Below are 16,918 nucleotides of genomic sequence, written 5' to 3'. Positions count from 1 at the left end.
TCATTATTTTTTTAATTCAAAGATTACTGTTTCATAAGGTCGTAATTTAAGAGATGAAAGATTATAATCTGTTGCATCATAATTTGACAGAATCACTTGATTCACTTCTCCTTCAATAGCTCTTGTTACCTCTTCTTCACTGAAGTTTGCCACTAATAATAATTTATAGTTCTCATCTTCACGAATATAAGCAAAAATTTGCTCATCATCTGGTAGTAATAACTTATATTCTCCATAAATAATCGTATCACTATATTCACTATTTTTTCGTAAATCAATTAATTTCTTATAATGATAGAAAATAGAATCTTTATTATCTAATGCATTAGATACATTAATTGATTCATAGTTTGGATTAACTTGTAGCCAAGGTTGACCTGTTGTAAATCCGGCATGTTCTGATCCATCCCATTGCATTGGTGTACGCGCATTATCACGGCCATTTTTCCAAATAGCATCCATCATCTGCTCATGTGTATAACCTTTTTTCAAATTATCTCGATAAAATTGTAATGTCTCAATATCGTTATATTGATCAAGTGATTCGAAATGAACATTCGTCATCCCAATTTCTTCACCTTGATAAATATAAGGCGTTCCTTGCATTAAATGTAAGATTGAGGCAAACATTTTAGCGGTTTCCACACGATATTCTTTATCATTTCCCCAACGAGAAACAATACGTGGTAAATCGTGATTATTCCAAAACAATGAATTCCAACCTTCACCATTCAACGATGTTTGCCATTTACTCATAATTTCTTTAAATTTGATAAAATCAAATGTTGTTGGACGCCATTTTCCTTCTTGTGGATCCCAGTCAATAGAGGCATGTTCAAATTGGAAAACCATCGATAACTCATGACGTTTTGGATCAGAGTATAATTTGGCAATTTCAGGGGTTGCTCCCCATGTTTCACCAACAGTTAATACATCATAATTTCCAAAAGACTTATGATTCATCTCTTGTAAAAATGGATGAAGTTGTGGACCATTTCCTGTAATCTTACGATCAACCTCTTTTCCAATTAAATCGATTACATCCATACGGAAGCCACCAATGCCCTTTTCAAGCCAAAAATTCATCATTTGATGAACTTCTTCTCGTACTTTTGGATTTTCCCAGTTTAAATCTGGTTGACGTTTACTAAATAAATGGAAATAATACTGACCAGTTGTCTCGTCATATTCCCAGGCTGGCCCTGAGAACGTTGAGCCTAAATCGTTTGGTACTCCACCATCTTCTGCAGGATCACGCCAAATATAATAATCACGATATGGATTATCTTTTGATTTTTTTGCCTCTAAAAACCAAGGATGTTCATCACTTGTATGATTAACAACTAAATCCATCACCAAGCGAATCCCACGAGCATTTGCTTCTTCAATTAATTCATCCATATCTGCCATCGTTCCGAACTCCGGTGCGATATCTTGATAATCAGAAATATCGTACCCATTATCATCCATCGGTGATTTATAAACGGGGGATAGCCAAATCACATCAATCCCAAGCTCTTTTAAATAATCTAATTTTTCAATAATTCCTCTTAAATCTCCTACACCATTTCCACTCGTATCTTTAAAACTTCTTGGATAAATCTGATACACGACTGAACGATGCCACCATTTTTTCTCCATAAATATATCCCCCTTTTCATAACACTAATTAAAGCGCTTCAAGTCATACTCTTATTATATCTACCCTTACCTAGAAACACAATGAACAACTTCCTAAAACCGATTACCTATTTAAATAAAAAAAGCAGGAATATTTAATCCTACTCTTTATTGAATGACACTTTCTAATTCATCATTAATACAACCAACAGCCTCATCCATAATGGATTGAATCCGATCAGGCATCATTAAAAATTGTTGTGCAGCTTGCTGAAATGGTAAATAAACATAACTAAATTCAACTAGATTCGGAAGAGGCACTGAACGGTGTAATTGTTTTTTTATCACCGTATAATAAGCATCCTGTGAAATCAAATTCTCATAATCTACAGGGGCAATTGCACGATTCATTTCATAACGAGCTGCTGCAACCTCATCAGTTAACAAGAATTTTAAGTACTCAATAGCTAACTCTTTATCTTGACTCAAACGTGTCACTTGATACGTATCAATCCTCATATAAGTATACGGCAAAATTTCCTCCACAAAGTTCGGAATCGCTTGATATCCTAAGTTGGGATAAACCGTCTCTAAGGACGGAATTAAAGATGCTGGAGCGATCATTAAATCAGTTATATGATTAATAAATGACTGATATACATCAAACTCATCATTGTAAAGGAGTTTCTTATCAAGCAAATGAAGCATAGCGGTTAGCCCTTGTATCGATTCTTCCTTGTTTAGTCCAATATCATAAAAATTTGTATCACCAAAATTATCAATCCCAACCGTGTATCCTCCAAATCCAGTAATAAATGGATTAATATGATAAATACTCTGATAATCAATCGCTAAAGATACATCGGTATAATCATTTAATTGAGCAAAGGAGCTAATACCATCTTCAAATATTTCTTTATTATAAAATAGAATATCTGTTTGAGCATTATATGGAATCCCATAGTACTCACCTTTTACCTTAAATCCTGATTTAACAGTGGGTAGTATATTGAATGTTTCAAACACTTCACTAATTGGACTAATGGCATTCATCGCAACTAAATCCGAAATCAATGTGTGGGAAGCTGTAATAATATCAGGGGATTCAGATGAAGTAATATACAAAGGAAGTGTAGAGAGAACTTGTTCAGATGTGACAATTTTCATCTGTACATCTACATCGTACATTGATTCAAATCTTGGATTCAAATCTTTTAACACTTCGTATTCTTCACTGCTCACCCATACATGTAACACTTTTTCTGAACCTAATGTCAATTCATTTACATGGCGATATAAACCGATAGATACTAAGATAAATAAAATAACATATATAATCTTTTTCATCTGATTCCCCTTCGATTTTTATTAGTCTCTATATAAAATTTGATAAATAATTTACATCAACTACGAAAAAGTTCAAGAATTTAAACGTTAGACATATAAGCTATCTGTAGCAATAATAACTTTATGCTATGTGAAAACTTTACTATTTCTTATATCATTCATTATATCAAAAAAAGAGGAGGTAAACACCTCCTCCCTAAATTACATCATAATTTGTTTTATTCTGACACCACTGGTGATAATTTCAGGTTTTTTAAAATCTTTTGAAGTGCGACTAATAAGCGCGGTGCAATCATTTCATATATACCTAAAACAAGTAATCCTTTAATTGCATTGAATGGGAGATAAACAAATGCAATCGCCGCTCCATATCCTAAATCAAATGGTAATCCTGGAATAAATGATTCTAGCGTTACCCAACCAATTACATCTGTAAACCATAATCCACCGAAGTAAATTGGTGTAATAAATAAGTAGTTACAAAGTGTTAAAATAGAAGAAAATCCAGTAATCACTAATAAAAAACGTAATGATTTGTTTACGACTGTAGTTCCAGAAAGATATTTTTTTACAAGTACGTATAAACAAGCCATTGTTGTTGAGGCAATGAATGCTGTAATGGATCCAATATGCATAGGTGTTGCACTCATTCCTAACATAATATTTACAATTGATTTAGCAGCCGCGACAATAATAGCCGGAACTAACCCAAATACCTCAACTGTTAATAAAACAATTAACTCACTTAAATCAAATTTTAAAAATGGAACGGGTGGATAAGGGATTTCAATTAACATTAAAATAGCCCCTAACGCAATAAAAACTCCTAATAAAACAAGACTTTTTGTGTTACTTAATAAATTTTTAGAGTTATTCATATACTCTCCTCCTAAATTAAGATATTTTTGTAAATAAAAACTTTTTGTGAAATGCAAAAAGATCTCACGTTAATAAATCTTCGTGAGATATATCTAAAAAAGAGTATATCAAAAACGAATCTTCTCCCATCCAGACTATAACTGTCGGCTCTGGAATTTAACCAGATCAACCATACGGCTTGCGGGCTATACCGCCGGTAGGGACTTACACCCTGCCTCGAAGATTTATTAAATGAATTCAATTTACAGTGTCATTTTAGCTCTTAGTCATATATTTGTCAACTCTGATATTGATTTTTTTCTTATTATTACCATTTTCGACGTGAGTGAATCATGACCTTGTAATTTTGAGGATTTGCATAAGTCTCAACAAATTCAAGCACTTGGCCATTCATTAAAATAGACGTTAACTCTAAATAAATGAGTGGATCATGCAATGGCAGTTCTAATAATTCCGATACCTGTTCATCTGCTTTGATAGCCGAAACCATCTGAGAACCAGAAGCAATTTTAACATTCAATTCTTGATCCAGAAACGCATAAATTGAACTATGAATCACTGACTCTGGTAATTCTTTCACAACCGATAATGGAATATAAGTATGCTCAAGCGTCATTGGTCTATCATCTGCCATTCGCAGCCTTAATAAACTATGAACACGATCATTCACTTTAATTTCTAGATGCTTAGCTATCCGTTCGTCAGCTTCAATAATTTCATAATTCACAACCTTTGTATGAGGCCGCATCCCTTTACTACTAATTTCTGAAGTGAATCCAACTAACTCTGCAACCGGTTCATGTAGCTTATCATCAGCTACAAAAGTTCCAACCTTATCCTTACGATATAATTTACCTTCTCTTATTAGTGCTTCAATAGCTTTTCTAGCTGTCATTCGAGATACTTCATATTTAATAGCTAAATCTCGTTCTGATTGAATCATTGCATTAGGAACTAGCTGTTTAATATCGTCTTCAATTAATTGCTTAACTTTCAAATAGATTGGTTGTGACATTAAAAATTCTCCTTCTATCGAATTGAAAAGAGGCCCTAAAGAGCCCCCTCTCTTATTATTCATCTTCTAACTCTTCACAAATACGTTCATAAACAGTTGAAATATCATCGTAGCTAAATCCCTTTCGCATTAGCGACTGAACCACTTTTGTCTTTTTCTCATATCCCATAAGACGGTGATGCTTACGATAAAGTTTTTCAATTTCCTTAACCAAAATTGGGTTCTCTTCCTCACTATCTTCTACAAGTTTAATATTTTCAATTGCCTTGTCAATGACAGATCGATTAAATCCTTTGGTCATTAAATGTTGACAAATCTTTTGTTTAATAAAGTGAGGCCCGTATTTTGTATTCATACGAACGACCTGATTAGCAAGTTTTGTTGCATGCTCAATCTGTATTTCTTCTTCATAAACTGGCATGTATTGATTAATCAAACGATCAGAAATTCCTTTTTGTAACAATTCTTGTTTGACTTTATTAGGACCTTTCTTTCCCATAATCACCTGATGATTAATATAAGAACTGGTATATTGTTCATCATTCAATAATCCCACATCAACTAAACGTTTTAAAACTTCTTGGATAATTTCAATCTCATACTCTTTAGCCTCTAGTTTCTCATAAATTTGTGCTGTCGTATAAGATTTTCGAGATAATAAATTTAGAGCATATTGATAAGCACGCCCTAAATCTAGCTTTCCATTTAGTTCTGTAATTTGACATTCATCTAATTCTTTACCTTCAACCAGACGGAACTTTAAAACTAATTCCTCATGAACAGGCAATAAAACAACATGTTGATTCGGTGTTTGAATCGCTACTTCATAATCTTGAGCTTTTAAGTGTGTTAATTTTAACACTTTATAACTACTGCTTGTAATATTCATCACTATCTTTTAACACATCCTCAACAATTGTTTTTGCAGAATATTCACGAGATAATTGCTTAATATTATTTTTCATCTCATCAAGAAGTCCTTCTTCATTTAAAATAATTAACACATGATAAATCAATTCTGACTCACTTGAAACAATGACTGCTGCATTTTTATCTGAGAAGTATTTAGCATTTTCAAGTTCTTGTCCATATACTGGATTGTATAAAATAACTGGAACACCTTTAACCGCTGCCTCCGTTAATGAAATCCCACCTGGTTTTGTCACCATTAAGTCTGCAATTTCCAATAACTCATGCATTTCCGTACAATATCCTAGCACCTTTAAATTATGATAATCTTTTGACAATTGGACTATTTGGTCATATAACTTCGTGTTATTCCCACATACCACTACGACTTGAATTTCAGGTTGTGAAGCTAAACGTTCGGCAATATCATCTACATGTGAGACAACACCATGTGCTCCAGCAGCTACTAACACTGTTCGTTTAGCTGGATCTAAATCATATTTTCTGTATAGCTCTTGACGATTTAACTCTTTATAAAATTTCCCGTGAATCGGAATTCCTGTTAACATAAATTGATTTTGAGTAAGCCCATTTGCGACTCCCCAAGCAACCATACGATTATTAGCTACATAATGACGACGAGCCCCTTTATATAGCCATAATCCACTCGCATAATAATCTGTAATCACCGTATAAATAGGAATTTTAAATCCCTTTTCCTCTAACGTATATAAAGAAGTCACTGGAAAGACACTAATAATTGCATCTGGTTCAAACGAACGAATCTTATTACGTAATGAACGAATTCCAAATTCTAAGTATGGTTTTAATATCTTAGCTTGGAATGAATCATGAACTGCATAGCTTGATCCGTAATAAAGCATACGATAAACATCTTTTCCAATCGGTTTATAAGTTTTTAAATATGCTTTTTGTAAAGTTTTAGATAGGGTCGGAAATTCTTCAGAGTATAAATCATATTCCTCAACAACCACATTATTATGCTTTAAAAATTCCTCCGTTAATGAACTAGAGACTTGTAAGTGTCCGCTACCAAAAGGAGCAGTTAATATTAATACTTTCTTTGGATTTTCCATTATTTCCTCTCCTTTTTAATGAGTTTCTACTAATATAAAATGTTAAAAATCTAAACAATATGATAACATAAAATACATTTTGTATCCATTATTATTCAGAGACACTTTTAAAAAATTCTGTGACTTATATACCATCAGTTTCACCAAATTCCATTCAACTTATTTTTATTTTGCTCCCCCAAAAAGTGTATATTCTATCTATAATGTATAAAAAGTAGTCACCGTTTACACGAAAAAATTTTACGAATACTACGTTAGCTTGTATTTATGATGTTTTAACATTTTAATTTTAGACAACTTAATATAAATGATTTATCACCTTTTATACAGAAACAGAAGTATATTTTACAATTTCTAATCAGTCTTAGTTCATTAACTGCTAGAGGATGGGTTGCCTCCGCTACGGAGTGAGTTAATGAACTCGTAACTTTCCTCGACTACTAGAGCTTGAGTAACCTACCATTTTCAAACAAAATTTATTTACCGTTGGTAGGCCCCTCAAAGTTTTTACGTTGTGAAAAACTTCGAAAGGACTTACATAAAGTAAAAAGAGTGGATTAACCACTCTTTTTACTTTTGATATTTAATACCTAGATATTCGACAGTTGCCTTAACAACTGCTTCTCCCCACGCTTGCCAATTTTCAATCCACTCTTTATAATCTTTTGAATTATCTAAATAAGCATACTCAATTAAAATTGTTTCTGCACCATAGTTCGGAATCATTGTGTAATTCTCATTATAGTCTAATAGTGCTGAAGACTGTGAAAGACGACCACCTGTCTCACGAATGATATATAAAAAATCCATATAATCACTAGCACAACCATATTCAATTTCATAAGTTGTTCCTGTACATAAATAATACTTCTTATACGATCCTTCTGATACTCTAAACTCATTTTTTTCAGCATCACGAGGATCTTGTCCAGCCTTTGTTAAACTAGTTGCGATTCTTGAAGCCCAATCATTATCGGCAACAACTGAACTATAAATCTCAAACCCTTCTAACGACTTATCAAAAGAGTTTAAATGATTCGATAACATATATTTTGTTTGATAACGATAAACTTGTTCCACACGACCTTCATCAAAGAAGGGAGATTTCCCATAATCAAAATTTCCTGGACCCGCCGGATCTAAATCATCGGTACGCGTTAATTTGACCTTTAATCCATGATCCTCTAAACGCTTTGCAAGATACTTCGATAACTTGAGCGCTTCCTCTGCCTCCGTTAAATCACCCGCCACTGTTCCACCGTCTAAACCACCATGTCCTGGATCAATCAAAATATCATAAACATTCTCAGGTAACTCATCTACTTTCTCGACTTTAAGCGATAACTGACCATTTTTTGGTTGAAGTGTCACTTGATTAGCCTTTTCATTTCTCGTAACGGTATACCACGTTTCACATAAAGAGTCAGTCACATATACGGGTAGATTATTAATTTTTATAATATATTGATCCTCCGCTAAATGGGATAACTCAATCCCTTGATTTCCTTGAGATGAATAAGGCTCATCCACAACAACACGTCCTGAGGAATTAACGAGTTGATACGTTGAAATCTCCTCTTTTAAATCTAATTTTAAATGAAGTGATTCCGCATAAAAATCATGGTCGGCATAATTATAATGTTCTAAATTATTGTTAATCAAAATCAAATCCTGTTCTTCAAATACCAAATTAAATGGTTCAACATTTACTTGATTCACTTGAAGATCTGTATCTTTAACTGACGTTGACAAAAGAAGTTTATTAACGATAGTATCCATCTTTATTGAAACCGTTGGACTATCCTTGAACTTCTCCATTGGAATTGAGACCTCAAGAATAACGGAATCCTGATTTTGACTGATGATTTCTGTTCTTCCTTGCGAACTGATTTGATTAACTAAATCAACGGCCTCATACATTATTGATTTTGTATTAAATTCTATGTTCGAATTTTTTTGAATTTCATGTTCAAATGATAAGATATCATTTTCAATCTTTAAATTAGAGACCGATTGTTCTAACGTATCATTATCTGAAAATGTATTAATAACCTTTTTGACTGTATTTGAAAAAACTAGCCCCTTCTTCTTCGCTTTAAATGTTACCTCATAAGCTTCATTTGGTTCAGTTAATTCAACCTCAAACTTATTTGAACCCGATTCTAACACATATTTCTTATCATTTACTGTAATTTGAATATCTTTATACTTATCGGCAGCTAAGGATTCCCATGTTAATGATAATTTATACATGCTCTCTCCCTCAACCGGATTTAAATCATCCGTCAGTCCGATATTTACTTCTACTTTATCTGTCAGTAATACTTTAATTCCAAAACCAATCCCAAAAAGAATAGTCAAGCAACTAAGAACAAAGATGGTAAATCGTATCTTATTAATTCTGATTCTTTTTCTACGCTGATTTGGACGATAACTATATCCTTTATTATTTTTTTTCATTGCCATCTCTCTTTCAACTAAGCATTTCTTAATCTATCGTTTAAGATGCCTCATTTCAATAGATTATCAACTTGAATTCTCTCCATTTTCAAGTCTTCTATATAGAAGCAGATCCATCATTGACATGACTTACATCCAAGTTAATGCCTTAAAACATGATGGACACAGACTATCTATAGAAGCTATAATCATCTAAACTCAATAGATATAAATTCTGACAGTATTTTATCATAAATAGTTAGCTTAGTTATCATTTTACAAACTTTTTCTAAAATTTTGTATACGGGCAATTCCTTCTTTTAAAACTTCAAAATCACAACAATAAGACAAACGAACATATCCAGAATCCTGCGCTTCAAATGCAACACTCGGAACAACTGCTACTCGTTGTTCTTTTAATAATTCAATAGCGAACTCATATGAACTTAAGCCATAATTACTAGCATCTAGGTATAAATAAAAAGCACCTTCTGGTAAAACAACCTGTTTAAAATATGGTTTTAATTGTTCATATACATAATTACGATTACGCTCATAAAGAGAGCAAATGTTTTTAGTTAATTCCGGATGTTTCAAAGCTTCTAACGTCGCATACTGAGAAATCGTTGAAGCTGAAGCTACAAAGTTTTGATGAACAACTGCAACAATCTGAATGTATTCTTTTGGTCCTAATACGTAACCAATACGCCATCCAGTCATGGCGAATGATTTAGAAACTCCATTTAAAATAAACATACGATCTCTTAAATCCTGATAATCTGATAAAGAAGGACATTCAACTCCATCAAATACAATCTCACGATAAATTTCATCACTAATCACAAAAATAGGATGATCCTTAATACATTCATAAATAGCTTCATTATCTTCCTTAGAAAAAACTTTACCTGTTGGATTACAAGGTGAATTTACTAGAATCGCTTTTGTTTTTGGTGTAATCAGCTCACTTAATACATCTGATTTTACCTTCATCTCATTGGCAATCATATCATATAAAACAACTTTTCCTCCGTACATCTTAACATTACTGTTATACAGTGTGAATGATGGTGAGAAGATAATCACTTCGTCACCTTCTTCTAAAATTGTTTTAAGCACCGCACTGATTGGCTCCGATACCCCCGTTGTCACAACAATTTCACTTTTAGGATCGTAATCTTGATTGTAATGGGTTTGACAATACTCTGCGATAGCTTCTCTTAATTCTAAAACGCCGTATTGATGTGAATAACCGATTGGGCTTCTCATGATACGTTGATGTAATCCCTCATGAATTGTTTCATAAGTATGGTGTGATATATGGGGTTCCCCTAGCGTAAAGTCAATCACATTTTTATAACTATCAGCTAATACTTTCATTTCCCTAATAATTGATGGCTTAACTGTTGTTGCATGACTATTAATTTTAATCTTCATGTCATTCTCCCCTTTTTCTCACTCTATATTTAGTTAATAAAATAGCCATTTGGCTAAGCAAATGACTACTTTACATCCCTACTTATTCATCAAAGTCTGGATCAATATTTAAATCGAAGTAAAACTTCACCCCACGATCAGTATTCATGACTCCATACTTACTGTGATGCATCTTTAAAATTTTACTTGTAATTAATAACCCAAGACCTGTTCCTCCACTATCTCGGTTTCGTGACTTTTCAAGACGATAGAATGGTTCCCAAATACGATCGATTTCAGCTTCTGGAATAAAAATCCCTGTATTTTCAATCTCAAATCGAACTTTATCATCATAACGTTTCAGTGTCACATATATATGGTCTCCATCTGGAGTATAGCGAATTGCATTTGAATATAAGTTTGTTACAACTGTCATAATTTGCTCTGAATCTGCCTCAACATAAACATCATCTAAATCTAAATGAATATGTAGATGTTTCTCGCCCATTAGATGTTCCACTTTCTTATTTAAATGCTCAACCAGCATCTTCAAATTGAAACTACTATATTCTAAAAAATCTTCTGGATTTTCCATCTTCATATAATTTAATGTATCTTGAACCATCATCGTCATTCGATCAACCTCTTCAATGATCGATTCTAGCTGTAATTTCACATCATCCTGTGACATAGGTTTTGATTTTACTCGTGTTGCAATCCCTTTAATAATGGTTAACGGTGTTTTTAATTCATGAGAAATCGTTGAAAAGAAATTTGAACGCATTTGTTCAAACTCACGCTCACGTGCAATATCATCTTGTAAACGCTCATTCGCAACCTTTAACTTCGTTAACGTATTATTTAAATTATCACTCATTATATTAATATTCGTTGCCAGCTCTTTTAATTCATCATCAGATGTCACTTCACATTTTTCTGTAAAATTGATATTTGCTATATTTTCTGTTACCCGCTTCATATGAAGTAGCGGTTTTGTAATATGTTCGGTCAGCCAAATGGCAAAAAACAGAACTAAAATCGCGAGAATCATAAAAATGAAAATATAGTAATTCGTGAAAACTGATAACATTTCCCCTAAGACCTGCAAAGAATAAGAAACCTCAATAATCCATTGCTCTCCACCCTTAAACGTAATCTTCGTATAATAGTGATATGTTGTCACATTTTCTTCATTCTTGGATTCAAAGAAAATATCATTATCAGTTAAACGATCTAAATTTAACTGCGAAGTATTTGAACTATGAAGCTTGTATTGAACTAAATACTCGCTTTTAAGCTCATTCATATACGAAAAAAAGTCATTGGTGTGTCGCTCAAAATTGGGGACTTCTTCTTTTATATCGTAAACGAGCTGATAAATTTGATTTTGTTTATAACTTGGATAAGCAAAATCATAAAAATAATATTGGGCTGCGATGTCTAAACTAATCGTTGCAAAAAACAAGCCAAAAAGTAATAAAAAAATCTTGGTAGCTAAGCGCAACTTTAGATCACCTCAAATTTATATCCAACTCCAAATACCGTATGAATGTACTTCGCGTATGTTCCTAATTTTTTACGGATTTTTTTAATATGTGTATCCACGACTCGGGTATCACCGAAATAATCAATTCCCCATACCGCATCTAGAATACGATCACGATCTAAAGCAATACGGTGATTTTCAATTAAAAAGACTAATAAATCAAATTCTTTTGGTCTAAAATCGATTAATTCATTATCAATACGAACCGTACGTGATAATTTATTCACAACTAACCCATCAAAAGCAAGCTCATAGGTTTCTACTTCATCTTCTTCATTCACACGAGCTAATAGACGATTGATTTTTGCTACTAAAACTTTATTATCAAATGGTTTTGTAACATAATCATCCACTTTTAAATCATAACCTTTAACTTGATCTTCCACACTAGAGCGCGCTGTTAAAATCATGACTGGCACCTTAGACACTGAGCGAATCTCCTTTAAAACAGAAAACCCATCTCTTCCTGGCATCATTAAATCCAAGAGCACTAAATCAATTTGTTGTGAATGGAATAAACGTAGTGCTTCCTCCCCATCTTTAGCTTCAATCACTTCATAATAATCCGTTAAAAAATCCACTAAAATCTCTCTAATTTTCACTTCATCTTCCGCCACTAATACTTTATATCTTGTACTCATCCTAACACTCTCCAATAGTGAAAAAATATCTATTTAAAATTTAACATAAATGAATACATTTTGTACACACGAAAAACATAGTTTTTTTAATATAAACTAAAGAGTTTCTTTTCAGATAGGGGAGGTTTCCATGAAGCAGATGAGTCATCATAAAATAATCTCACTGATTATAATAAGCTCTTTAGTCATTGTCATCAGTTTACTGTGTTTAACTATAACCAAATCCATTATATCTTCTAATATCCTATCAGAATCTCCCACTCGTTATACTGAAAAATTACGATTCCTGGGACATAGTCAAATAGTAAGTGAAAAGTGTGAAATTATCATTACATTCGATGATAAAAATTATATTAATCAACTCAAATTAAATTATTCCAATTGTAAGATCATAAAAAATCAAAGTTTTATCCATTTAATCTGATCTATCAACTATTACATTTTTTTGACTAACATAAAAAAGAGAAGCAATCTTTAACTTAGATTACTTCTCTTACTATTAATTTTTATCTACTATTAAAGGTTATCGTCTTTTTTATCTCTTATTTTTCAGCAAGATTTGAAACTGATGCTGCAACTGAAACTAATTGTTCTGTATCCAATGTCTCAGAAACTAAGAAACACTCAACTCCACCTTCAACCCATGTAATTGAATTTTCACTTAACGCACCAATTGTTCCATTAATCATTACAGGTTGACCTGCAACAGATTCCACACCTACTGAATCATTATATGTAACAGGCTCTTGAATCATTGTGAAATCTTGATCACCACTAAATGTCATAATAATACGTTGACCTTCCTCAATGTCAATCGCTTGTTTATTAACTAACGTTGTTCCTTCCGGTAAATAAGCTGGGTATAACTCATCATCTAACACATTGATAACACCTTCACCCATTGTTTCTTGTGAATACTCCATTGTTTGTTGACAATCAAAGTATCCATCTGCAAGTTTTTCATCAAAATTAAATGAAGAGAATTTCATTGAAATACGAGGTTCTCCCTCACTATCAACTACGTAAACTTCTGCTGGAGTTAATGATTTTTTATCAAACGTAATTTTTTGAGAAACTAAATCACGATTTCCATGATAATTCGCTTTAGCTTCAAATGTATAATTCTCTTCTCCAGATTCAAACTTTACTTCAGCATCGTTTAAAATATCAGTCATTAATGATTGATATAAATAAACTTGTGAACTTGATAATGGCCAATCACTTTGGAACTTAAATTGCTTATTTAACGCAGGTGTTAATACAAAGACACCTTCGTCATTCTTTAGTATGATTTGCTCATTGTTTGTTGTTTCATTTTTTAACGTAACTTTGTAATTCTCTGGTTTTTGATAAGCTACCTCAACATTATACTGATACACTTGGCCATTATTATCAACTTCCATCACACCTGTTGCATAATATGACTTAGCATCTTCTAAGTTGCTCGTGAGCTTGTCAACAACGTCTTGCTGAGACATTTCTCCACATGCAGCTAATAGCACGGTAAGCACTACTGCGAACATTAAACATAATTTCTTCATCGCTATCCACCTCTTTATTAAGTTCAATTTCAATTAATACTATGAAATATTAAATTAATTTATGCTTTCTAATACATAAAACTCCCTTATTAATTAAATACTATAAATATCCAAAATAGGAAGGAGCGAAAACTATGTCGTTAATTCAACGTATTGCTTTGATTTTAACGGTAATTGGTGCAATTAACTGGGGTCTTATTGGATTCTTCCAATTCGATCTTGTTGCATTCTTATTTGGCGGACAAGATGCAATCATCTCACGCGTTGTTTACGCCTTAGTAGGAATTGCCGGACTTATTAATATTGGTTTACTATTTGCACCAGATAGACGTTACTAATTCAATAAAAAAATCAGCTAAATTTAGCTGATTTTTTTATGCCCAGATGACAAATGCAACCGCATAATTCTCACAGTGACTAATACTAATATGAACGCTTTCGATCGTTGGGCTTAATAAATAAGGCTTTCCTCGTTCATCATTCATAATACTAAAGTCTTTATATGATTTTCCATCACAATAGGATCCTAACGCTTTATATAAAGCTTCTTTGGCTGCCCAACGTCCTGCTAAAAATTCATTCTGCCTTTTTTCATGCTGGAAGGATTGATATAACCTAAACTCTTCTTCACTTAATAATTTATGGATAAAGCGTTCACGGTGGTTTAATTGTTTAATACGTTTAATCTCGATAATATCTGTTCCGATTCCCTTCATAAAAACCTCCAATAGTTATCTTCTTTATTATAACTTATCTTATTTCATCATAAAAAAAATCTCTAGATAAATCTAGAGATTTTTTATTACATCATTCCCATTCCACCCATATCACTTGGGGCTTGAACTGCTTGTGGCTTTTCAATTTCGACAACAGCTGCTTCAGCAGTTAAGAATGAAGCTGAAATACTCGCTGCATTTTGTAAAGCAGAACGAGTGACTTTCGTTGGATCCACAATACCTGATTTAAACATATCCACAAACTCATCAGTCGCTGCATTATATCCAAATCCAGGATCTAACTCTTTTAATTTATAAACAATAATTGAACCTTCAATTCCAGCATTTTCAGCAATTTGGCGAATTGGGGCTTCTAAAGCTTTTAAAACGATTTGAACCCCAGTTGCCTCATCGCCGATTGCTTCAATTTTAGCGACATCATTGTAAATATTCATATAAGCTGTTCCACCACCAGCAACAATCCCTTCTTGAACCGCTGCACGTGTCGCATTTAAAGCATCTTCAATACGTAATTTACGTTCTTTTAATTCAGTTTCAGTCGCTGCCCCAACCTTAATCACGGCAACTCCTCCACTTAATTTTGCTAAACGTTCTAATAATTTTTCTTTATCAAATTCTGAAGTCGTATTTTCTAACTCTGCACGAATTTGAGCAATACGAGCTTGAATATCAATTTGTGAACCAGTTCCTTCAACAATGGTTGTATGATCTTTTGTTACAATCACACGTCCAGCGCGGCCACATTGATCTAATGTTGTATTTTTAAGGTCTAATCCTAACTCCTCAGTAATTAATTGAGCACCAGTTAAAATTGAGATATCTTCAAGCATACGTTTACGACGATCACCAAATCCAGGTGCTTTAACAGCTACCACATTGAATGTTCCACGTAATTTATTAACAACTAATGCTGCTAATGCTTCATTTTCAATATCATCAGCAATGATAATCATTGGACGTCCTGTTTGAACTAACTGCTCAAGAATTGGTAAGATGTCTTGTAACGTACCAACTTTAGAATCTGTGACTAAAATGTATGGATTATCTAAAACAGCTTCCATTTTATCTGTATCTGTCACCATATAAGATGATAAATATCCACGATCAAATTGCATTCCTTCAACAATATCCATTGTTGTTTCAAAGCCTTTAGACTCTTCTAAAGTAATCACTCCATCATTACCAACACGTTCCATAGCTTCAGCAATTAATTTCCCGATTTCTTCATCTGCAGCAGAAATCGCAGCTACGTTAGCAATTGATTCTTTTCCTTCGATCGGCTTAGAATTAGCCTTTAATGCTTCAACAGCCACTTTCACAGCACGCTCGATTCCACGACGAATCGTTATTGGATTAGCTCCCGCTACAATATTTTTATTTCCTTCACGAATCATCGCTTGAGCTAAAACCGTTGCCGTTGTTGTTCCATCTCCAGCTACATCATTCGTACGGCTTGCAACTTGAGCTACTAAACGAGCTCCCATATTTTCAAACTTATCTTCTAATTCAATTTCTTTTGCAATTGAAACCCCATCATTAATAATTTGAGGCGCTCCAAACTTTTGCTCTAAAATGACATTTCGACCTTTTGGTCCTAAAGTTACTTTTACTGTATCCGCTAATTTATCCACTCCACGAATCATCGCACGACGTGCATCTTCAGCAAATAAAATTTCTTTTGCCATAATATTAAATCCTCCCTTAAATCAAAATTAATATATTAAACTAAAT

The 16,918-nt window shown here is 33.0% G+C and carries 14 protein-coding genes and 1 riboswitch; of the genes, 1 reads left to right on the top strand and 13 read right to left on the bottom strand.

Going from position 1 to position 16,918, the window contains the following annotated elements:
• Positions 1 to 3 precede the first annotated feature (3 nt).
• The 11 genes from J0J69_RS10480 to J0J69_RS10430 all read right to left on the bottom strand — a co-directional run bounded on the left by J0J69_RS10480 (position 4) and on the right by J0J69_RS10430 (position 14,450).
• Positions 4 to 1,641, bottom strand: a complete 1,638-nt coding sequence (locus tag J0J69_RS10480; RefSeq protein ID WP_055241302.1) for a glycoside hydrolase family 13 protein — start codon at positions 1,639 to 1,641, stop codon at positions 4 to 6.
• 147 nt (positions 1,642 to 1,788) lie between these two features.
• Positions 1,789 to 2,967, bottom strand: coding sequence for a sugar ABC transporter substrate-binding protein (locus J0J69_RS10475; protein ID WP_212726045.1), 1,179 nt, complete (start codon positions 2,965 to 2,967; stop codon positions 1,789 to 1,791).
• Between the two features lie 218 nt (positions 2,968 to 3,185).
• Positions 3,186 to 3,845 (bottom strand): ECF transporter S component, encoded by a 660-nt coding sequence (locus J0J69_RS10470; protein WP_212726046.1) that lies wholly within the window; start codon positions 3,843 to 3,845, stop codon positions 3,186 to 3,188.
• 114 nt (positions 3,846 to 3,959) lie between these two features.
• A riboswitch (FMN riboswitch) is annotated at positions 3,960 to 4,074 on the bottom strand.
• Positions 4,075 to 4,153: 79 nt separating this feature from the next.
• Positions 4,154 to 4,861, bottom strand: coding sequence for a GntR family transcriptional regulator (locus tag J0J69_RS10465; RefSeq protein ID WP_055304806.1), 708 nt, complete (start codon positions 4,859 to 4,861; stop codon positions 4,154 to 4,156).
• Between the two features lie 55 nt (positions 4,862 to 4,916).
• Positions 4,917 to 5,750: a RecX family transcriptional regulator gene (locus tag J0J69_RS10460; RefSeq protein ID WP_237252694.1), complete on the bottom strand. Its 834-nt coding sequence runs from the start codon at positions 5,748 to 5,750 to the stop codon at positions 4,917 to 4,919.
• The gene (locus tag J0J69_RS10455) at positions 5,731 to 6,867 is read right to left on the bottom strand and encodes an MGDG synthase family glycosyltransferase (RefSeq protein WP_055241311.1); all 1,137 of its coding nucleotides are present in this window, start codon (positions 6,865 to 6,867) and stop codon (positions 5,731 to 5,733) included. Before J0J69_RS10455 ends, J0J69_RS10460 begins: the two co-directional genes overlap by 20 nt.
• 570 nt (positions 6,868 to 7,437) lie before the next feature.
• A complete protein-coding gene (locus J0J69_RS10450; RefSeq protein WP_055275970.1) occupies positions 7,438 to 9,327 on the bottom strand; it encodes an N-acetylmuramoyl-L-alanine amidase family protein in 1,890 nt (629 codons plus the stop codon).
• 255 nt (positions 9,328 to 9,582) lie between these two features.
• Entirely contained in the window at positions 9,583 to 10,743 is a 1,161-nt protein-coding gene (locus J0J69_RS10445) for a pyridoxal phosphate-dependent aminotransferase (RefSeq protein ID WP_055304802.1), read from the bottom strand.
• A gap of 82 nt (positions 10,744 to 10,825) precedes the next feature.
• A complete protein-coding gene (locus J0J69_RS10440) occupies positions 10,826 to 12,226 on the bottom strand; it encodes a sensor histidine kinase (RefSeq protein ID WP_055241317.1) in 1,401 nt (466 codons plus the stop codon).
• Positions 12,227 to 12,228: 2 nt separating this feature from the next.
• Positions 12,229 to 12,909: a response regulator transcription factor gene (locus J0J69_RS10435; RefSeq protein ID WP_055241320.1), complete on the bottom strand. Its 681-nt coding sequence runs from the start codon at positions 12,907 to 12,909 to the stop codon at positions 12,229 to 12,231.
• Between the two features lie 542 nt (positions 12,910 to 13,451).
• The gene (locus J0J69_RS10430; protein WP_055275964.1) at positions 13,452 to 14,450 is read right to left on the bottom strand and encodes a LolA family protein; all 999 of its coding nucleotides are present in this window, start codon (positions 14,448 to 14,450) and stop codon (positions 13,452 to 13,454) included.
• A 134-nt stretch (positions 14,451 to 14,584) separates the two neighbouring features.
• Here J0J69_RS10430 and J0J69_RS10425 point away from each other — a divergent pair, with 134 nt between their 5' ends.
• Entirely contained in the window at positions 14,585 to 14,788 is a 204-nt protein-coding gene (locus tag J0J69_RS10425) for a DUF378 domain-containing protein (protein WP_055241323.1), read from the top strand.
• Between the two features lie 36 nt (positions 14,789 to 14,824).
• On the opposite strand, the gene acpS is transcribed toward J0J69_RS10425, so the two are convergent.
• Together acpS and groL are read right to left on the bottom strand one after the other, a co-directional pair.
• The gene (gene acpS, locus J0J69_RS10420; protein ID WP_212726047.1) at positions 14,825 to 15,166 is read right to left on the bottom strand and encodes a holo-ACP synthase; all 342 of its coding nucleotides are present in this window, start codon (positions 15,164 to 15,166) and stop codon (positions 14,825 to 14,827) included.
• Between the two features lie 86 nt (positions 15,167 to 15,252).
• Positions 15,253 to 16,872 carry a chaperonin GroEL gene (groL, locus tag J0J69_RS10415; protein ID WP_055275962.1) on the bottom strand — a complete coding sequence of 540 codons (1,620 nt, stop codon included), beginning with the start codon at positions 16,870 to 16,872 and terminating at the stop codon, positions 15,253 to 15,255.
• Between the last annotated feature and the right edge of the window lie 46 nt (positions 16,873 to 16,918).

It is taken from the genome of Turicibacter bilis (assembly GCF_024499055.1).
Lineage (GTDB): Bacteria > Bacillota_I > Bacilli_A > MOL361 > Turicibacteraceae > Turicibacter > Turicibacter bilis.
Note: the sequence above shows the minus strand (reverse complement) of the source record. Positions and strands in the feature narration are given on the sequence as shown.